The 18,788-nt window shown below is 40.8% G+C and carries 23 protein-coding genes; 9 read left to right on the top strand and 14 right to left on the bottom strand.

All coding sequences use genetic code 11. From position 1 onward, the window contains the following. Positions 1–47 precede the first annotated feature (47 nt). The 7 genes from FEE42_RS09065 to epmB form a co-directional block, all read right to left on the bottom strand. Complete coding sequence (locus tag FEE42_RS09065; RefSeq protein ID WP_059368492.1) at positions 48–404, bottom strand: diacylglycerol kinase; 357 nt, start codon at positions 402–404, stop codon at positions 48–50. 13 nt (positions 405–417) lie between these two features. Then, a complete protein-coding gene (relA, locus tag FEE42_RS09060; RefSeq protein WP_164028273.1) occupies positions 418–2,649 on the bottom strand; it encodes a GTP diphosphokinase in 2,232 nt (743 codons plus the stop codon). A 76-nt stretch (positions 2,650–2,725) separates the two neighbouring features. Continuing rightward, positions 2,726–4,042: a 23S rRNA (uracil(1939)-C(5))-methyltransferase RlmD gene (rlmD, locus tag FEE42_RS09055; RefSeq protein WP_164028831.1), complete on the bottom strand. Its 1,317-nt coding sequence runs from the start codon at positions 4,040–4,042 to the stop codon at positions 2,726–2,728. Beyond that, a complete protein-coding gene (gene recO, locus FEE42_RS09050; RefSeq protein WP_059368498.1) occupies positions 4,039–4,749 on the bottom strand; it encodes a DNA repair protein RecO in 711 nt (236 codons plus the stop codon). The genes rlmD and recO overlap by 4 nt, the downstream gene beginning before the upstream one ends. 3 nt (positions 4,750–4,752) lie before the next feature. After that, entirely contained in the window at positions 4,753–5,157 is a 405-nt protein-coding gene (locus FEE42_RS09045) for an MliC family protein (protein WP_077581702.1), read from the bottom strand. Between the two features lie 55 nt (positions 5,158–5,212). Further along, on the bottom strand, positions 5,213–6,526 hold the full coding sequence (gene oapA / locus FEE42_RS09040; protein ID WP_164028271.1) for an opacity-associated protein OapA: 1,314 nt from the start codon (positions 6,524–6,526) through the stop codon (positions 5,213–5,215). Positions 6,527–6,624: 98 nt separating this feature from the next. Further along, a complete protein-coding gene (gene epmB / locus FEE42_RS09035) occupies positions 6,625–7,641 on the bottom strand; it encodes an EF-P beta-lysylation protein EpmB (protein ID WP_164028269.1) in 1,017 nt (338 codons plus the stop codon). A gap of 34 nt (positions 7,642–7,675) precedes the next feature. Between epmB and efp the strand changes: the two genes are divergently transcribed. From efp to fis, 9 genes are all read left to right on the top strand, one after another. Then, entirely contained in the window at positions 7,676–8,242 is a 567-nt protein-coding gene (gene efp, locus FEE42_RS09030; RefSeq protein ID WP_059368513.1) for an elongation factor P, read from the top strand. A gap of 183 nt (positions 8,243–8,425) precedes the next feature. Continuing rightward, positions 8,426–9,556 carry a Slam-dependent surface lipoprotein gene (locus FEE42_RS09025; RefSeq protein WP_164028267.1) on the top strand — a complete coding sequence of 377 codons (1,131 nt, stop codon included), beginning with the start codon at positions 8,426–8,428 and terminating at the stop codon, positions 9,554–9,556. 76 nt (positions 9,557–9,632) lie between these two features. Further along, complete coding sequence (locus FEE42_RS09020) at positions 9,633–11,063, top strand: surface lipoprotein assembly modifier (protein WP_377092414.1); 1,431 nt, start codon at positions 9,633–9,635, stop codon at positions 11,061–11,063. A gap of 13 nt (positions 11,064–11,076) precedes the next feature. Beyond that, positions 11,077–11,340: a YhdT family protein gene (locus FEE42_RS09015; RefSeq protein ID WP_077581706.1), complete on the top strand. Its 264-nt coding sequence runs from the start codon at positions 11,077–11,079 to the stop codon at positions 11,338–11,340. Further along, the gene (panF, locus tag FEE42_RS09010; RefSeq protein ID WP_164028265.1) at positions 11,337–12,794 is read left to right on the top strand and encodes a sodium/pantothenate symporter; all 1,458 of its coding nucleotides are present in this window, start codon (positions 11,337–11,339) and stop codon (positions 12,792–12,794) included. The genes FEE42_RS09015 and panF overlap by 4 nt, the downstream gene beginning before the upstream one ends. Before the next feature lie 92 nt (positions 12,795–12,886). Further along, positions 12,887–13,759 carry a DMT family transporter gene (locus FEE42_RS09005; RefSeq protein ID WP_164028263.1) on the top strand — a complete coding sequence of 291 codons (873 nt, stop codon included), beginning with the start codon at positions 12,887–12,889 and terminating at the stop codon, positions 13,757–13,759. A gap of 33 nt (positions 13,760–13,792) precedes the next feature. Then, positions 13,793–14,680 (top strand): 50S ribosomal protein L11 methyltransferase, encoded by an 888-nt coding sequence (gene prmA / locus FEE42_RS09000; RefSeq protein ID WP_164028261.1) that lies wholly within the window; start codon positions 13,793–13,795, stop codon positions 14,678–14,680. A gap of 150 nt (positions 14,681–14,830) precedes the next feature. After that, a complete protein-coding gene (gene dusB, locus FEE42_RS08995) occupies positions 14,831–15,811 on the top strand; it encodes a tRNA dihydrouridine synthase DusB (protein ID WP_164028829.1) in 981 nt (326 codons plus the stop codon). Next, the gene (gene fis / locus FEE42_RS08990) at positions 15,805–16,104 is read left to right on the top strand and encodes a DNA-binding transcriptional regulator Fis (protein WP_018356238.1); all 300 of its coding nucleotides are present in this window, start codon (positions 15,805–15,807) and stop codon (positions 16,102–16,104) included. Before dusB ends, fis begins: the two co-directional genes overlap by 7 nt. Positions 16,105–16,157: 53 nt before the next feature. Here the strand turns inward: fis and FEE42_RS08985 are convergent, their stop codons facing one another. The 7 genes from FEE42_RS08985 to rpsS form a co-directional block, all read right to left on the bottom strand. After that, the gene (locus FEE42_RS08985) at positions 16,158–16,382 is read right to left on the bottom strand and encodes a hypothetical protein (RefSeq protein WP_158513613.1); all 225 of its coding nucleotides are present in this window, start codon (positions 16,380–16,382) and stop codon (positions 16,158–16,160) included. Between the two features lie 168 nt (positions 16,383–16,550). Then, positions 16,551–16,808, bottom strand: a complete 258-nt coding sequence (gene rpsQ / locus FEE42_RS08980; protein ID WP_005625886.1) for a 30S ribosomal protein S17 — start codon at positions 16,806–16,808, stop codon at positions 16,551–16,553. After that, complete coding sequence (gene rpmC, locus FEE42_RS08975) at positions 16,808–16,999, bottom strand: 50S ribosomal protein L29 (protein WP_018356233.1); 192 nt, start codon at positions 16,997–16,999, stop codon at positions 16,808–16,810. Before rpmC ends, rpsQ begins: the two co-directional genes overlap by 1 nt. Continuing rightward, positions 16,999–17,409, bottom strand: coding sequence for a 50S ribosomal protein L16 (gene rplP / locus FEE42_RS08970; protein WP_018356232.1), 411 nt, complete (start codon positions 17,407–17,409; stop codon positions 16,999–17,001). Before rplP ends, rpmC begins: the two co-directional genes overlap by 1 nt. A gap of 13 nt (positions 17,410–17,422) precedes the next feature. Then, on the bottom strand, positions 17,423–18,130 hold the full coding sequence (gene rpsC, locus FEE42_RS08965; protein ID WP_077545059.1) for a 30S ribosomal protein S3: 708 nt from the start codon (positions 18,128–18,130) through the stop codon (positions 17,423–17,425). A 17-nt stretch (positions 18,131–18,147) separates the two neighbouring features. Then, positions 18,148–18,480: a 50S ribosomal protein L22 gene (rplV, locus tag FEE42_RS08960; RefSeq protein ID WP_018356230.1), complete on the bottom strand. Its 333-nt coding sequence runs from the start codon at positions 18,478–18,480 to the stop codon at positions 18,148–18,150. Between the two features lie 11 nt (positions 18,481–18,491). After that, complete coding sequence (rpsS, locus tag FEE42_RS08955) at positions 18,492–18,767, bottom strand: 30S ribosomal protein S19 (protein ID WP_005539416.1); 276 nt, start codon at positions 18,765–18,767, stop codon at positions 18,492–18,494. Positions 18,768–18,788: the final 21 nt, after the last annotated feature.

Genomic DNA, 18,788 nt, shown 5'->3' with positions numbered 1-18,788 from the left:
TTATGCCAACACATAAGCCGAAAATCTTTCTTAAAACCGACCGCACTTTAGAAGAATAAAATACTCCCCCATATCACGCCAACAATGCAAAGGGCGATAAATACGGCGGCAGAGCCTTGATCTTTGGCTCGACCGGAAAGTTCGTGGCGTTCGCTGCCAATCCGATCGACGACCGCTTCCACCGCACTGTTTAACAATTCCACCGCCAGTACAAGTAAAACAGACGAAATCATTAAAGCGATTTCAATCTTGGTTTCTCCTAACAAAAAGGCAAGCGGAATTAAAATTACCGCAAGCACACATTCATGGCGGAATGCGGTTTCGTTCTTGAATGTGCTTTTTAAGCCTTGAAGGGAATATTTTGTCGAATTAATTAAATGGGTTACCCCTGTGGTTTTATGCATAACAATTCCTATTTTATAAACGCTTGGCTTCGATCACATCGTTTAGCTTTGAAACTCTAGCCAAGATTTTGCTTAAACTTTCTACATTGTGCAGTTCGATTTCCATATCAATGGTAGCTAATTGCTTTTTCGTATCGGCTCGACTGGATACGCCCAACACACTGATTTTTTCATTCGCCAACACTGTCGTAATATCACGCAACAAACCGTTACGATCGCTTGCCACAATACGGATATTAATATGGAAGCCGCTGGCATAATTTTCCCCCCAAATAGATTCCACCACACGTTCAGGATGTGCCGCTTGCAGGTCTAAAAACTGTTCGCAATCACTACGGTGAATCGAAATGCCGCGTCCCATTGTGATATAACCGACAATCGCATCCCCCGGAATCGGCTGACAACAACGGGCAATATGGTGCATTAAATTTCCTACCCCTTCTACTATGACGTAGTCATTCTTGCCATGATTTTTTTGTTGAGAATTGACCGCACTTTTATTTGCCACATGACGCAGAATTTCTTGATCAACTTGTTCTGCGCTCACTTTGATGAGCTTACTTTGTAAAAAATTCACCAAATGATTGAGACGAATATCACCGCTGCCGATCCCGGCATAAAGATCATCAATATTTTTCAAGTTATAGCGCGGTAAGGCATAAGGCTCGATCTGTTTGAGGCTGAGATTTAAACGGGCTAATTCATTATCCAGTAATTCTTTCCCTGCCGGCACATTTTTATCACGATCCTGTTTTTTGAACCATGCTTGAATTTTTGCCCGCGATTTTGCCGTATGGGTAAAACCTAAGTTCGGATTGAGCCAATCCCGACTCGGGTTCGGATTTTTTTGCGTGATAATTTCAATTTGATCACCCATTTGTAGTTGATAGGTGAACGGTACAATTCGCCCTGATACTTTCGCACCGATACAGCGATGACCGATTTCACTATGAATGGCATAAGCAAAATCAAGCGGAGTAGAACCGGTCGGTAAATCCACCACCTCCCCTTTGGGGGTAAACACATAGACACGATCATCAAATACTTGGCTTCGTAATTCCGCCATCACTTCGCCGGAATCGGTAATATCGTCCTGCCAGGCGAGTAATTTGCGTAACCAGGCGATTTTTTCTTCATACGCCGACATCGAACCCGTCGTGCCTTCTTTGTATTTCCAATGCGCGGCAACGCCTAATTCCGCATCATCGTGCATTTGTTGGGTGCGGATTTGCACCTCAATCGGCTTACCGCCTTTTCCCAACACAACGGTATGAATAGACTGATACCCGTTCGGTTTCGGGTTCGCAACGTAATCATCAAATTCTTTTGGTAAATGTTTGAAATGAGTATGAACAATGCCCAATGCGGTATAACAATCTTGTAATTTTGGGACGATAATCCTAACCGCTCTTACATCATATAACGCACCAAATTCTAAGTGCTTTTTCTGCATTTTACGCCAAATGCTATAAATATGTTTTGGGCGGCCATACACATCAACATGCTCGATGTTTTTACGCAAGCGGCGACTGAGTGATTCCACAAAATCAGCAATGTAATGTTCGCGATCCAAACGGCGTTCTTGTAATAATTTGGCAATAGCCCGATATTGTTCGGGGTGTAAATATCGGAAACAGTAATCTTCCAGCTCCCATTTAAGCTGTCCGATACCTAAACGGTTTGCCAGCGGTGCGTAAATATTGGAACATTCTTTAGCGGCAAGGACTTTTTCCTCTTCAGAACAGCGATTTTCCGCATCACGGAGGAAAGTAATGCGTTCCGCAAGCTTGATAATCACACAACGGAAATCATCAACCATGGCAAGCAGCATACGACGGACATTATCCACTTGTAAGACATTGGCGGAATGGCTGGCATTGAGTTGGCGGATATTATCCATTTCCTCAACCCCGCTCAGTAATTTGAGAATTTTCGTGCCGAATTTCTCTTCCAATGCTTCCCAATCCACCAAACGATTCGCCACAATCGGGAACAGCATAGCGGTAACAAGACTTTCCGCGTCCATATTAAGTTCGTGTAGAATTTCCACCATTTCTACACCGGATTGGAGTGTCAATGTCGCATTTTGCATTTCATCAGGATGGGCTGTTATTAGCTCACACGAATAATACCAAGCGTCAATCAACGTTTTTTCCGTTTGCTCCGTCAGTTTTAACGATGTACACCATTGTTCAATCACAAAATCTTGCGGATTTAACAAATGAGAACCGCGAACAGCAACCATTAATACCCCCTTGTTGATGAGAAGCGTAGCTCCCTGCCACTCCATTTTAGTCTGTCATTGTAACAGAATAACCTACTTATTTTGTAGAAAATAACGTAATGGATTCCAAATGCCCCGTATGAGGAAACATATCAATCACGGCGCTCTTTTCTATTTTATAACCCAGCCCGAGCAAAATCTCCGCATCACGTACCAAGGTGGCAGGATTACAAGAAACATAAAGCATTTTCTCCGCCTTTAATTGACAAAGTGCCTTTAATGCAAACGCTGCACCGCTACGAGGCGGATCGAGCAACACTTTGTTGAAAGGCTGATTTGCCCAAGGTTGATTGACAAAAGGTTGGTCAAGATTTGCCTGAAAAAATTCAATATTATTGATCTGGTTGTGTTCGGCATTGAGTGTCGCCTTTTGTACCATCTCAAAAACCCCTTCAATTCCTACCGCGCTTTTAACCCGTTTCGCCATAGGAAGCGTGAAATTACCCATACCGCAAAATAAATCCAGCACATGATCCCTCGAGTTAAGGGAGAGCCAATCCAGTGCGGTTTGTACCATTTTCTCGTTTAACCGACGGTTGATTTGAATAAAATCACGAATATCAAAATTCAATTTAATGCCGTTAGCAAATTGATAATAGGGTAAACCACCACAAATTTGTTCAATGCCGTCATCATTTTGTAAAAAAAGCATAAGATTTTCTTGTTCGGCAAAATTCAACAACAAACTGCGATCAGTATCGGCAAGATTTCCGGTGTAACGCAATAGCATTGCCACTCCATTATCCGCTGCGACTAACTCAATATGCCCAAGTTGTTTTTGTCTGGAATAACTGGCTAAAAGTGCGGTCAATTTTGGCAGTAAATTATTGATGACAGGTTCAAGCACTTCGCAATGTTCCACCGCGATCAAATCGTGGCTATTTTTCTGACGAAAACCCAGCTCAATTTGCTTGGTTTTCGGGTTGAAGCATAAGCTTAAACGAACTCGGCGGCGATACACCCAAGCCTCATCACAAATCATCGGTTGAAAAGCAATGGGTTGCTGTTGGAGTCTTGATAAACGTTTAAATAATGCTGCCTGTTTGGCTTCACGCTGCATTTCAATAGGAATATGTTGGGCTTGGCAGCCACCGCAACGCTCATAATAGGTGCATTGCGGCAGTACACGAAGCGGACTTTTTTCAAGCCATTTTTTCGCTACCGCCCGCCCATATTGGCGTTTTTCCTCAACCACAAGACAGTCCACTTTTTCCGGTGGCAGTGCATTTTCTATAAACCACGTTTTTCCATTCACTTTTGCCACACCTAATCCTTGATAATCCAGTTCAAGAATATCAGCCGTGATCGTTTGCCGCTGTTTTGTTTTTTTCGGTTTGGTATAAAGGAGCATTATTTTAAATAAAGAATGTTTTGAGTAAATAATTCTCGGCTTTTCAACGGTCTATCGCCGAGGTAAGGTTTTAAAGCTATGCGTGTAAAACGTTTCGCCGCTTGGCGTACTGCTTCATCGGAAAAATCAAGCGCATCAAAAGCGATGAGATCCCGCCCATAAAAAGTCAAATTATCTTTCACCAGTGAAGCAATAAAGCCTTTTTCTTCTCGATAACGGTAAGTCATTGTGGGTTCTACCACCAGACCTGAGCCGGCACAATGCAGAAAATCTACGCCATAGCCGAGAATTTGCAGTAAATTAAATTCAAATAAACGTAAGCAAGGTTCGACATTGGTTTCTGCCGCCAAACCCGTTAAGCATTTTAGATAATGTTGGAATAATTGGGGATTAGCCGTTTCAGGTTCGATAACACGGGTAAGCAGTTCATTAACATAGAAACCGCTATAAAGTGCGGTTTGTTGTAAAGGTAAAGTCATCGCAGCAGGTTCTGCCTTTGTGAGCGTTTTTAAGCCGCTTTTCCCCGTCCAACGTAATAACAAGGGAGTGAAAGGTTGTAGCACCGATTTCCATGCGGAACGTTTTGCCCGCGCCCCCTTTGCTATCACCGTCAGCCGACCGCTTTCTTCAGTGAATAAATCAACCAATAAACTGGTTTCACTGTAAGGGCGGCGATGTAGCACAAAACCACGTTGAAGATCGCTTTGCACGGTTTATTCACTCGGTAATAATTCGGAAGATCGCAATCGACACTGTTCCGCTAAAATCTTGCCGACGCTGGTTTTTAACAAACTCAAATCATCACGCTCTTGCCAAGTCCAGCGAATATTGCCGTAATCCTTTCCACGCTCCGAGATCACCAACATTAATTTTTCCGTCATATTATTAAAGGTGATAGTAACCCGTTTTAACGTCTTCTTATTTTTCTTTTCCGTGCTATGTGTTACCCGCACTACCTTGTTATCTTTACAAAGATATAATTTCGCCGAACCTATCTGTGAGGTTTTATCCACCTTTTGTACTTTCATTTTTTGTGGTAGCGGCTCACTTAATAGCGTATTTTCAGCACAACCGTTCAGCAAAAGTGCGGTCAAAATAAACGATATTTTTTTCAACATAGGTATCCACCGAAATTGAACAAAAAAAGGGCGGATTTCCGCCCTTCACATTATTTTATTTTTTAAATTGATAAGAACCGTCCGATTGACGCACAAACTTCGCTCCGTTGGATAAACGTAGCTCACTTACACGCCCTTGCCCATTCAAGGAAATCTGAACTTTATCACCCGGTTTAAAGCTACTCAACGCATTACCCGCACCGTTTGCTTTGGTCATGGCATTCACATCGGAAATATTCAAATTGTTATCACGGAAGACTTGCATAAGGGATACCCCTTTCGGTACCGTTAAGGTTTTACTTGCTCCGCTTGAGGCGACTTTTGCGGTATTAGTCGCAGGTTTTGATTCTACAATTTGAACTTTACGTTCATTTTTTGCGGTTGCTTTTGTTTCTTGGGTCGTAACTTTTCGTGTCGGTTCGGTTTTCGTTTGAACCGGTTTCACGGTTGTTTTTTCTACAGTTTTACGTTCTTGGATAACGGGTTTAACCGCTTCATGGCGGCTTTCAACCGCACTGGTCGGTTCAGAACGAACAGGGACGCTAGAAACCGGTTGGGAAATTGTTTCATTGCCGGATGAGGCGGACTCCGTTGTTTTTTGTAAATCGGTTGCCGATTTTTGATCGCCGATATATTCCATTTTGCCCGGTTGCGCAGTAGCAACGGATTCTGTCTGAGGTTGTGTTTCTGCTGATGGAGCGCTTTCCTGTGCTGTAGAAACATGATCCAACACGGTTGTTTCAACCGGTTGGGATTGATCTAATGATTGAAATTGCACCGGAATTTCATTGCTATTTTGTAGCTCAAAAGACTCCACCGTATCAGAATTCGGCTTTAACGCAAAAAATACTATCAAAAGTAACACTAACGCTAAAATCGTAATAAAGAGACGGCGATGTTTTTCCGGTAAAATTTGAAGAATCTTCCATTTTTCAGGACGTTTCAAGGCGGCAGCTGCCGCTGTTGCACCGGTAGCTAAGGTTTCTTTAGCCTGCTCTGCGACAGAAATTGAGCTTTCAACCACATTTTCAGCTTTCGTTTCAACCTGTTCAACCACAGATTCAGCCGTAGCTTCTACTTTTTGCTCAACGCTTTCAACCGTCATTTTAGCGGTTTCGGTGAAATTGGATTGCGGATTTGGCTGCGCCGCTTGCTGTGTACTATCTTCACCAAAGGTCGGCTCTTTACGCACATGAAATTGCGTCCCGACTTGTTCCTTACGACCAAATAAATCTTTCAAACCTTTCGCCTTACCCAATAAAGATTCATTCGATTGAACCGGTTTTCTTGGTGTCACGGTATCCGCTTGGTTTAAACCAAGATCAAGTTCGTTTTGAGATTTATTTTCGTTTGATTGATTGTTATTCATAGAATCCACAGAATTACCTCAGTTAATTATTATTGCCCGTTGTCGTCTTAGCGATAAGCACAAAAGTGCGGTAAAAATTTCGAGCATTTTATCGGATCTTATTCAGTGTATAAAGTCTTATTTGGCTCACCCGCAATTTCACGGGCAAGTTTAGGCACAAGATAGCCGGATGTGAGCGATTGCAAAGTTTTATAAATTGCCATGGCTTGTTTATCGCCGACTAAAAAATGGCTCGCTCCCTGTACCTTATCCAGTAAATGCAGATAATAAGGTAAAATACCGATTTGAAATAACTTATCACTCAGATTTTTTAAAACTTGTGCATCATCATTAATGCCTTTCAACAAAACCGATTGGTTAAGGAGCGTTATCCCTACATTGCGGAGTTTTTTCATCGCATAGGCTAAAAGCTCATCAATTTCGTTAGGATGATTAATATGTGTCACCATCACGGTTTGCAAGCGGCTTTTCTCCAAAATCGCACAAAATTCATCTGTAATCCGCTGTGGAATAACCACCGGCAAACGGGTATGAATGCGTAAGCGTTGTAAGTGCGGTAGATTTTCGAGACGTTTTATCAACCATGTCAATTCATGATCTTTCGCCATCAGCGGATCGCCTCCGGAAAATATCACCTCTTCAATTTCCTGATGTTCGGCGATGTAATCCAATGCCTGCTGCCAACTTTTTTTATTACCCGGGTTTGCATCGTAAGGAAAATGACGACGAAAGCAATAACGGCAATTCACCGCACAGCCACCTTTTACCATAAATAGAAGACGGTTTTGATATTTATGTAGAACGTTTGGTACGGCATTGGCATTTTGTTCCTCAAGGGGATCTGTTGAAAATCCTTCAGACTGCACAAATTCTAAATCGGAACACATCACTTGCAAAAAGAGCGGATCATTCGGATTACCTTTTTCCATTTTTGAGACAAAAGGTTGAGGGACACGAAGGGCAAAAAGTTTTCGGGCATTTAATGCATATTCAAAATCCTTTTTCGGTAAATCAAGTATTTTTAGTAATACTTGAGGATCAGAAATCGCATTTTTTAAAATAGCGAGCCAATTTTGTTCTTCTCTAATCACCGGATCTTGAGTTAAAATACACACTTTTTAAACCATCTTTCTTTTTAGGATATTTAATATGGCTACATATACTACCAGTGATTTCAAACCGGGTCTAAAATTTATGCAAGACGGCGAGCCTTGCGTAATCATTGAAAACGAATTCGTAAAACCGGGTAAAGGTCAAGCATTTACCCGCACCCGCATTCGTAAGTTAATTTCAGGCAAAGTGTTGGATGTGAACTTCAAATCCGGTACTTCCGTTGAAGCCGCTGATGTTATGGATCTAAACTTAACCTATTCATACAAAGACGAGGCATTTTGGTATTTCATGCACCCTGAAACCTTTGAGCAATATTCTGCCGATGCAAAAGCAGTAGGTGATGCAGAAAAATGGTTATTAGACCAAGCAGATTGTATCGTTACCCTATGGAATGGTTCGCCGATCACCGTTACTCCACCAAACTTTGTCGAATTAGAAATCGTGGATACCGACCCGGGCTTAAAAGGTGACACTGCAGGCACCGGCGGCAAACCGGCAACCCTCAGCACCGGAGCAGTAGTGAAAGTGCCTCTGTTCGTGCAAATCGGTGAAGTCATTAAGGTTGATACCCGTTCAGGCGAATATGTCTCTCGAGTGAAATAATTTCATCTATGAAAGAAAGTGCGGTCAAAAAATCTTATACATTTTTGACCGCACTTTTGTTTTTTTAAGTTATTAAAAATTCATCTTTTATTCACTTAACAAGCTACACGAGTTTTGATAGACTTTCCAGCGTTTTAACTCTGGCTCATCTTAATTTTATTTATTAATTGTACGAGATCTCTTATGGAACTAACAAAAATTTCATTGACAAGATTTGGTTTAACTGCCCTGGCTGCGTTAATTGTTTCAGCTTGTGGAAGTAGTGGCGGTGGCAGCGGTAGTGATAATCAGCCGCAGCAAAATAATGCGTCAAACAATACTCAAATAAGTCAACAAACAAACAAAACGTCTGATAACAAAACATCTGATAATAAAACATCTGATAACAAAGCATCTGATAACAAAACATCTGATAATAAAACATCTGATAATAAAACATCTGATAACAAAACATCTGATAATAAAACATCTGATAACAAAGCATCTGATAACAAAACATCTGATAATAAAACATCTGATAATAAAACATCTGATAATAAAACATCTGATAACAAAACATCTGATAACAAAACATCTGATAACAAAACATCTGATAATAAAACATCTGATAACAAAACATCTGATAATAAAACATCTGATAACAAAGCATCTGACAATCAACCCCAACTGGAGAGAAACGAAACCGGTGCAGCAATTGTAACATCAGAAAGTTATGATAATGTTAATGCACAAGCGACAACATTAAATCATTACGACACAACCTCTATAAATGTAGATGGAGTCGATATTATCATTGGATTATCAAACATTGATATTAAAGATTGGACAGCTACGATCGTAGAGGGAAGAAAACTTGAAGTATGCTGTGGCCGTTATTCTGATACTCGTTTTGGAGTGAGTGACTCTTTAAATGAAAATAGCAATGGCTATATGTTCTACAACGGAAATCCAACTCAAAATATGCCTACATCAGGGGGAGCGACTTATTCCGGAGATACCATCATTTCTGTAAGAAACGTGTATGGGTTAGAACCAAAAGAGTACCACCGTGGTTCATCTGAATTTAATGTCGATTTTGGAAATAAAACCTTAGAAGGTTCACTCAACATCCCAAATAGGAATCTCCAGCCAGTAAAAGTAGAAATTAATGCTCAAATTTCAGGTAATTCATTTACAGGGACAACCGATTCAACTACGCTATCAAATGGTCAAGTAGAAGGTAAATTCTACGGCAATAATGCGAAAGAGATGGCAGGTCTTGCACAGGGCAATGATCAATCTTGGAATGCCGCTTTTGGTGCTGCAAAACAATAAAATGAACATCTAGAATTATAAAGTAAGCCACAGTGCTTGCTTTATTCATAATTCATATCTAAGAGAATTAAAATTAATGAAATCCGGTAAGATTTTTCTTTCTACCCTCTATATATTGTTTGCTATCAATGCTTCGGCAGAAATGGCTCAATCTAAAAGCGATGGGCTGGACGATCGCATTAATATGGCAAAACCAAAACTTCCACAAGCAGAGGCACAAATTTCTACACCAAAGATAGAAAATATTTCAATGAGCAGTGCCGAACTACAGCAGCATCCCGATTTAATCATTCGTGGATTAGTTCCAGCCGTCTTACAAAATAATGCGAAAGCCGTAGAAATTTTACTCCCGTTTTATAAAAACTTACCTAATCAGGATCCTACTTTATTAGCTTGGTCTGAATCGATTCTAGCACGTCATCAAGGAAATTTTTCTCTGGCAGCCGAGCGTTATCGAACTTTATTTAGCCAGCATTCGCATATCATCGCCCTACGTTATCAGTTGGCACAAGCCTTATTTTTAAACAATGATAATGAAGCAGCAAAAGATCAATTTCAAAAATTACGTGCGGAAGATATCTCTCCGGAAAGCATTCAAATTATTGATCAATATTTATCAGCCTTAAACAAACGCAATCAATGGAAAGTGAATGGCGGGATCAGTTATTTAAATGAATCAAACATCAATAACGCCCCTAAATCCGGCACAAAAATTGGTAATTGGAATGCTTGGGAAAAAGAAAGTGCACAAGGTTTTTCCTACTATTTGAATGGCGAGAAAAAATGGTCTTGGGCGAATAATGTATTCACAAAATTGCAACTTGAAGGACAAGGTCGATATTTTTGGAATAACAGAAAATACAATGAATTAAATCTTCGTGTAGGAGCAGGTTTAGGCTATCAAACTGCACGTTTTGAAAACTTACTCACCCCCTTTACAGAAAAACGTTGGTATGGCGGTGGCTCATCGGGTGGTGATGCATTAAAACAATATGCTAAAAATTCCGGTATACGATTAGAAACAAACTATTGGTTAAATGAAAAATGGCAAATTTCGACCGCACTTGAGTATGGTGAACAACGTTATAACTGGCGGAAACATTTAAATGGCAATAATTACCTTTGGTCAAACACTCTACTTTTTGTTCCCAAAAGCGGGCAATATTGGCTTGCCGGTATTGATTATAATCGTGAAAATACCCGTGATCGCGATAATGCTTACCAACGCAAAAATATCCGTTTAGGTTGGGGACAAGAATGGCCACTCGGTATTTCCACCCGATTAAACCTTGCTTATGCAAGACGAATCTATAAAGATATTGACTTTTTTAATATTCGTCAAAAGAATAGTGAATATTTTGCTGTACTCACGCTGTGGCATCGAAATATTTATTTTTGGGGTATTACACCAAAACTAACCTGGACGTATCAAAAAATAAAAAGTAACCATCCTTTTTATAGTTATGATAAAAACCGTATTTATTTAGAAATGAGTAAAACATTTTAACTAAGGATACACAATGACACTCACACAGCGATACAAACAAGCCGCCAAGGAAGCACGATGGGCATTAGGACTAACGTTCTTCTATGTGATTGGTTGGTGTTTATGTGCTTACTTACCGAAAAACACCCTTGGCCCAATCGGTTTTCCCCTTTGGTTTGAACTTGCTTGCATTTATTTGCCGATTTTATTTATTGTGGTCGGTTATTGGCTGATTAGAATTATCTATCAAGATATTTCGCTCGAAATAAAACAAGATGACAAAGGAGACAAGCAATGAATTTAGGCATTATTTTCCCCTTAGTTATCTATCTTGCCTTTGTATTTGGCGCAGCTATTTACGCTTATGTAAAACGCACGAAAGGCGATTTTTTAACGGAATATTATGTGGGTAACCGCTCGATGACCGGTTTTGTGCTTGCCATGACTACCGCCTCCACCTATGCCAGTGCCAGTTCTTTTGTCGGCGGCCCGGGCGCAGCGTATAAATATGGGCTGGGCTGGGTACTATTAGCGATGATTCAGGTGCCGGCAGTCTGGCTTGCTTTAGGTGCGTTGGGCAAAAAATTCGCCCTTCTTTCCCGTGAAACCAACGCTCTCACTATCAACGATCTTTTTCTGTATCGATATAAAAACAAATATCTTGTTTGGATTTCAAGCCTCGCTTTATTACTCGCTTTTTTTGCCGCGATGACCGTGCAATTTATCGGCGGTGCACGATTGCTTGAAACAACCATTGGAATTTCTTACACGCAGGCTCTTTTACTTTTTGCTTTCACCGTGGGAATCTATACCTTTATCGGCGGTTTTCGTGCGGTCGTGCTGACCGATACTATCCAAGGTACGGTGATGATTATTGGTACCATCATTTTACTTGGCGGCACAATTTATGCCCTTGGCGGAGTAGAAAGTGCGGTCAATAAATTAACCGAAATTGATCCTGCGTTAGTTACCCCCTACGGCCCAAATGAGATGCTTGATTTTCAATTTATGGCGTCATTTTGGATTTTAGTTTGTTTCGGAGTGGTAGGGCTACCACACACGGCGGTTCGTTGTATGGCATTTAAAGACAGTAAAGCGTTACATCAAGGTATGTTGATCGGTACCATTGTGCTTTCTTTAATTATGTTCGGTATGCACTTAGCCGGCGCACTGGGGCGTGCGGTTATTCCTGAGCTCACCATTGCCGATCAGGTTATTCCAACATTAATGTTACAAGTGCTACCGCCAATTGTAGCGGGGATTTTTTTAGCTGCGCCAATGTCCGCCATTATGTCAACAATTGATGCGCAACTTATTCAATCCTCCTCAATTTTTGTCAAAGATTTATACCTTTCCGCTAAACCGGAAGAGGCAAAGAACGAAAAAAAAATCAGCTATTTTTCTTCCATTATTACGCTGATTTTAACCGCACTTTTAATTCTCGCCGCCCTTAATCCGCCGGATATGATCATTTGGCTGAACTTGTTCGCTTTTGGTGGGTTGGAAGCCGCATTTTTATGGATTATTGTGTTGGGGATTTATTGGGATAAAGCCAATGCGTACGGCGCATTAAGCTCAATGATTGTCGGCTTGGGCAGCTATATTTTGCTCACACAACTCAGTGTGAAACTACTTGGATTCCATCAAATCGTTCCTGCATTAATCTTTGGTTTAATCGCATTCTTAGTAGGGAATAAATGGGGAGAAAGTCGCCTTGTGAAAACAAGTGAAAAATTATCCATCAATCACTAAAGTGATTGATTCACTCCTTTGGAGCCATTGGTAAAGTCAACGTTCAAAAAACTTGTTTTTTGTGACCGCACTTGAAAAATAACGGAATATCTATGATCTACCAAATTATAGCTCTGCTCCTTTGGAGCAGTTCATTAATCGCCGCAAAATTCACCTATTCGATGATGGATCCTGTGCTTATTGTCCAAGTGCGGTTAATTATTGCGATGATTTTCGTGTTCCCCCTCTTTTTACGCCGTTGGAAAAAAATAGACAAGTCCATGCGCAAGCAGCTTTGGTGGCTTGCCTTTCTTAACTATACTGCCGTTTTCTTACTGCAATTTATCGGTTTAAAATATACCTCTGCCACCAGTGCCGTCACGATGATTGGGCTTGAACCGCTACTGGTGGTGTTTGTCGGTCATTTCTTTTTTAAAGACCAAGCCAAATGGTTCCATTGGTTATTCGGTGCCATCGCATTTTTAGGGGTTGCCGTGATGATCAATGGCGGGCAACACAATGAAGGGATCAATGAAATTAGCTTATTCGGTTGCTTATTGGTGCTCAGTGCCGGAGTCATTTTTGCGAGTGTATTACGTTGGACACGCACCGTCGTAGCAAAAGTCTCAACACAAGCCTACACGGCGGTCAGTATTGTATTAGGGACGCTCACCACAATCCCTTTCACCCTGATTCTAACAGAAAATTGGGACATTAATTTAAGCGGTTACGGTATCGCCGGCTTATTTTATCTTGCCATCGGTTGCAGCTGGCTTGCCTTTTGGCTGTGGAATAAAGGGTTAAACAGTGTCGATGCCAATCTTTCCGGTATTTTAGTTTCCCTTGAACCCTTATTCGGCATTTTATTTGCGGTTCTGTTACTTGGGGAAACGCTCTCATTTTCGACCGCACTTGGCATCACACTCATTATGTTTGCCACCCTTGGTTCAACGTTACTGCCGAAATTTTTGAAAAAATCGGTATAATGTCCCCTATTTTTATAGCATTAAGGAAAACACATGGCTTGGATTCAAATTCGTCTGAATAGTACAAATGAAAAAGCAGAAAAAATGAGCGATTTTCTAGAAGAAATCGGTGCCGTTTCCGTGACTTTTATGGATAGCCAAGATACGCCGATTTTTGAACCGCTACCCGGTGAAACCCGACTTTGGGGTAATACGGATGTCATGGCATTATTTGATGCGGAAACCGACATGACAAAAATTGTCGATTTACTGCATCAAGCGAGACATTTAGACGAAAATACCGCTTATAAAATTGAACAAATTGAAGACAAAGATTGGGAACGGGAATGGATGGATAATTTTCACCCAATGCAATTTGGCAAACGTTTATGGATTTGCCCAAGTTGGCGTGAAATTCCCAATGAAAATGCCGTCAATGTCATGCTTGATCCCGGATTAGCTTTCGGCACCGGTACGCACCCGACAACAGCACTCTGTTTAGAATGGCTGGACGGTCTGGATTTGAAAGGCAAAACCGTTATTGATTTCGGTTGCGGCTCCGGCATTTTAGCTATTGCGGCGCTAAAACTTGGTGCAAAAAGTGCGGTCGGAATTGACATCGATCCGCAAGCTATTCTTGCCAGCCGTAATAATGCGGAACAAAACGGTGTGGCGGATCGCTTGCAATTATTTTTATCCGATGAAAAACCAACGGCTCTCAAAGCCGATGTGGTTGTCGCCAATATTCTCGCTGGTCCGTTAAAAGAGCTTTATCCGGCGATTAGTCGGCTCGTAAAAGAAAATGGTGAGCTCGGTTTATCCGGTATTTTGGAAACTCAAGCTCAATCTGTATGCGAAACCTATGCACAAACCTTTACTTTAGATCCCGTAGAAGTGCGTGAGGAATGGAGTCGAATTACAGGCAAGTTAAAAATCCATTAATTTCCTTTTGTCAATCAAAAAAAGTGTATTTTTTGAACAAATTTCACTTTGCAAACTAGGACAAAATGCGTATCATAGCACGCCTTGTCGGTTGTTGCCCTAATTCGACAATAATAGGATTTAGGCTTGCTTGAAGGTGGTAAAGGTAAAATGCAAATCGGTTCATACCAATTAAAAAACCGTGTTTTACTCGCACCGATGGCAGGTATTACCGATAAACCTTTTCGTCGTCTTTGTGCGCATTATGGTGCGGGGCTCACATTCTCAGAAATGATGTCAACCAATCCACAAGTTTGGCATACAGAGAAATCCAAACTTCGTTTAGCACATAGTGACGACTTAGGCATGAATGCCGTGCAAATTGCAGGTTCCGATCCGCTAGAAATGGCACAAACCGCAGCCATTAATGTGGAATACGGTGCAGAAATTATTGATATCAATATGGGATGTCCCGCCAAAAAAGTCAATCGTAAACTGGCTGGATCTGCCCTATTACAATTTCCCGACTTAGTAGAAAAAATTCTACGGGAAGTCGTCAATGCTGTTGATGTGCCGGTCACCTTAAAAATTCGCACAGGCTGGGATAAATCCAATCGAAATTGCGTACAAATCGGCAAAATTGCTGAACAATCCGGAGTTCAGGCTTTAACTATTCATGGTCGAACGCGAGAATGCTTCTTTGAAGGGAAAGCAGAATACGACAATATTCGCTCGGTTAAACAAGCTATCTCCATTCCTGTAATTGCAAATGGTGATATTGATTCCGCAGCAAAAGCAAAAGCAGTACTTGATTACACAGGTGCTGATGCAATTATGATCGGTCGTGCAGCATTAGGTAATCCATGGCTATTCCAAGCTGTAGAGAGCCTAATTGAGTATGATTCGATAACACAAACGCCAAGTTTAAGTGAAAAGTGCGGTCAAATTTTGCGTCATATTCAAGAATTACACCAATTCTATGGTGAACAAAAAGGTTACCGCATTGCACGAAAACACGTGGCGTGGTATTTACAGGGAATTCAACCCGATTCCGTTTTTAGACAGGCTTTTAACACAATTAGTGATGCCAAAGAGCAACTTATTGTGTTAGAGGATTTTTTAAATTCAATTTTGGATAAAGAAAAATGTTAGAACAACAACGTAATCCATCTGAAGCATTAACCGTTTCAGTTTTAAACTCTCAGTCACAAGTAACCAATAAACCATTACGTGATTCTGTCAAACAAGCATTGCGCAATTATTTATCGCAGTTAGATGGTCAAGATGTGAATGATCTTTACGAATTAGTATTAGCGGAAGTTGAACACCCAATGTTAGATATGGTTATGCAATATACTCGCGGCAACCAAACCCGTGCGGCCAATATGCTTGGTATCAACCGTGGTACTTTACGTAAAAAATTGAAAAAATACGGTATGGGTTAATCTTTAATATTTTAGGTTAAACAAAAAAGACGAACATCTGTTCGTCTTTTTTATTATATTCGATTTATATATGCCCAAGTTTCTTTCATTAAATCCAGTTTAGAAGTGTAACCGACACCGATATTGTAATGAATTAACACTTTATCTAAATTTTTAAATGAATCATAATTCGAAAGAGAGAATCCTAAATGACCTATATGATTCAAGGTATTAATATCAAGATCCGAGTTATATAAAGCAACATTAAAAAACGGTTGATCGCCATGCCTGTCTTCCATAAATCTGTATTGTATAACTTTATCCATAATCAATTTTACTTTAGATAAGTCATTGATAATGAATAAACCTGAATTTAATACATGAAACTCTTTTAATCAATAGGATACAGTAATTAAAAAAGCCAATGGTATTATATACCATTGGCTTTTATTCTTTACGATTGTGAATTAAGCAATAACCGCTTTTTCAACAACACGAACTAATGTCCAAGACTTGGTTTTTGATAGAGGGCGGCACTCGCGAATCTCTACGGTATCACCAACTTTGGCTTCATTGTTTTCATCGTGTACGTGTAATTTTGTTGTACGACGGATAAATTTACCGTATAATGGATGTTTTACCTTACGTTCAATTGCAACAACGAAAGATTTTTCCATTTTGTCGCTAACAACTTTACCTTGTACGCTACGAATTTTATCAGTCATTACTCACCCGCCTTTTCGGTTAATACAGTTTTTACACGTGCAATATCACGACGCACTTGTTTAGCCTGATGGGTTTGTTGAAGCTGACCGGTGGCTGTTTGCATACGCAATTTGAATTGTTCACCTAGAAGGTTTAATAATTCAGCATTCAGCTCTTCAACACTTTTTGTACGTAAATCTTGAGCTTTCATTACATCACCGTCTTAGTTACGAAGGTAGTCTTAACCGGCAATTTTGCTGCTGCTAATGCAAAAGCATTTCTTGCCACTTCTTCAGACACACCATCCATTTCATAAAGCACTTTACCCGGTTGGATTAAGGCTACCCAGTATTCAACGTTACCTTTACCTTTACCCATACGGACTTCTAATGGTTTTTCAGTAATTGGTTTATCTGGGAATACACGAATCCAGATTTTACCTTGACGTTTTACCGCACGAGACATCGCACGACGTGCCGCTTCAATTTGACGAGCGGTTAAACGGCAACGACCAACTGCTTTTAAACCGTAAGTACCAAAGCTCACTTCAGTACCATTTGCGATACCACGGTTGCGGCCTTTGTGAACTTTACGGAATTTTGTACGTTTTGGTTGCAACATTTAGCGTTTCTCCTTACTTACGACCTTTACCGCGCGGAGCCTTTCTCGGCTTGTCGGCAGGTTGTTGTTCTGATTGCGCAACGGCAGCCATTCCACCAAGAATCTCACCTTTGAAGATCCACACTTTTACGCCGATTACGCCGTAAGTTGTGTGTGCTTCTGCAGTGTTATAATCGATGTCTGCACGAAGAGTATGGAGAGGTACACGGCCTTCACGATACCATTCTGAACGTGCAATTTCTGCACCACCTAAACGACCGCTAACCTCAACTTTGATACCTTTCGCACCTAAACGCATTGCGCTTTGTACCGCACGTTTCATCGCGCGACGGAACATAACACGACGTTCTAATTGAGAAGCGATGCTTTCTGCAACTAATTTCGCATCTAATTCAGGTTTTTTCACTTCAGCAATGTTAATTTGAGCCGGAACGCCAGCAATTTTAGATACTGCGTTACGTAATTTTTCAACATCTTCACCTTTTTTACCGATTACGATACCAGGACGAGCTGTGTGAATAGTTACACGAATACTTTTAGCCGGACGCTCAATCGTAATACGTGAAACTGAAGCATTTGCTAATTCTTTATTTAAGAATTTGCGTACTTTGAAATCGCCTTCAAGATTGTTAGCGAAGTCTTGTGTATTCGCGAACCAAGTAGAGCTCCAAGGTTTAACAATACCTAGGCGAATACCATGTGGATGTACTTTTTGACCCATTGCTATTCTCCTACTGATTAACGATCCGACACAACCACAGTGATGTGGCTAGTACGTTTTAAAATACGATCTGCACGACCTTTAGCACGTGGCATAACACGTTTCATGCTAGGACCTTCATCTACGAAGATTTTAGCAACTTTAAGATCATCAATATCTGCACCATCATTGTGCTCTGCGTTTGCAATAGCAGATTCCAAAACTTTCTTCACTAAAGACGCTGCTTTTTTGTTAGTGAAAGTTAAGATTTCTAATGCTTGCGCAACTTTTTTACCACGAATTAAATCGGCAACTAAGCGAGCTTTTTGGGCAGAAGTGCGAGCGTAACGATGTTTTGCAATAGTTTCCATCTATTTACCTCTTATTTCTTAGCTTTCTTATCTGCCGCGTGACCGCGGTATGTACGAGTCGGTGCAAATTCACCTAATTTATGACCGATCATTTCATCAGATACATAAACTGGAACATGCTGACGACCATTATGGACTGCGATGGTCAATCCGATCATTGATGGAATGATCATTGAACGACGGGACCAAGTTTTGATTGGTTTTTTATCCCCGCTTTCCACCGCCTTCTCTACCTTCTTCAACAAGTGTAGGTCAAGGAAAGGACCTTTCTTGAGAGAACGTGGCATGGCTAATCCTCTTTAATTTAA

The organism is Rodentibacter caecimuris (assembly GCF_010587025.1).
GTDB lineage: Bacteria > Pseudomonadota > Gammaproteobacteria > Enterobacterales > Pasteurellaceae > Rodentibacter > Rodentibacter caecimuris.
The sequence above is the reverse complement of the archived record's forward strand: the minus strand, read 5'-3'. Positions and strand labels throughout refer to the sequence as shown.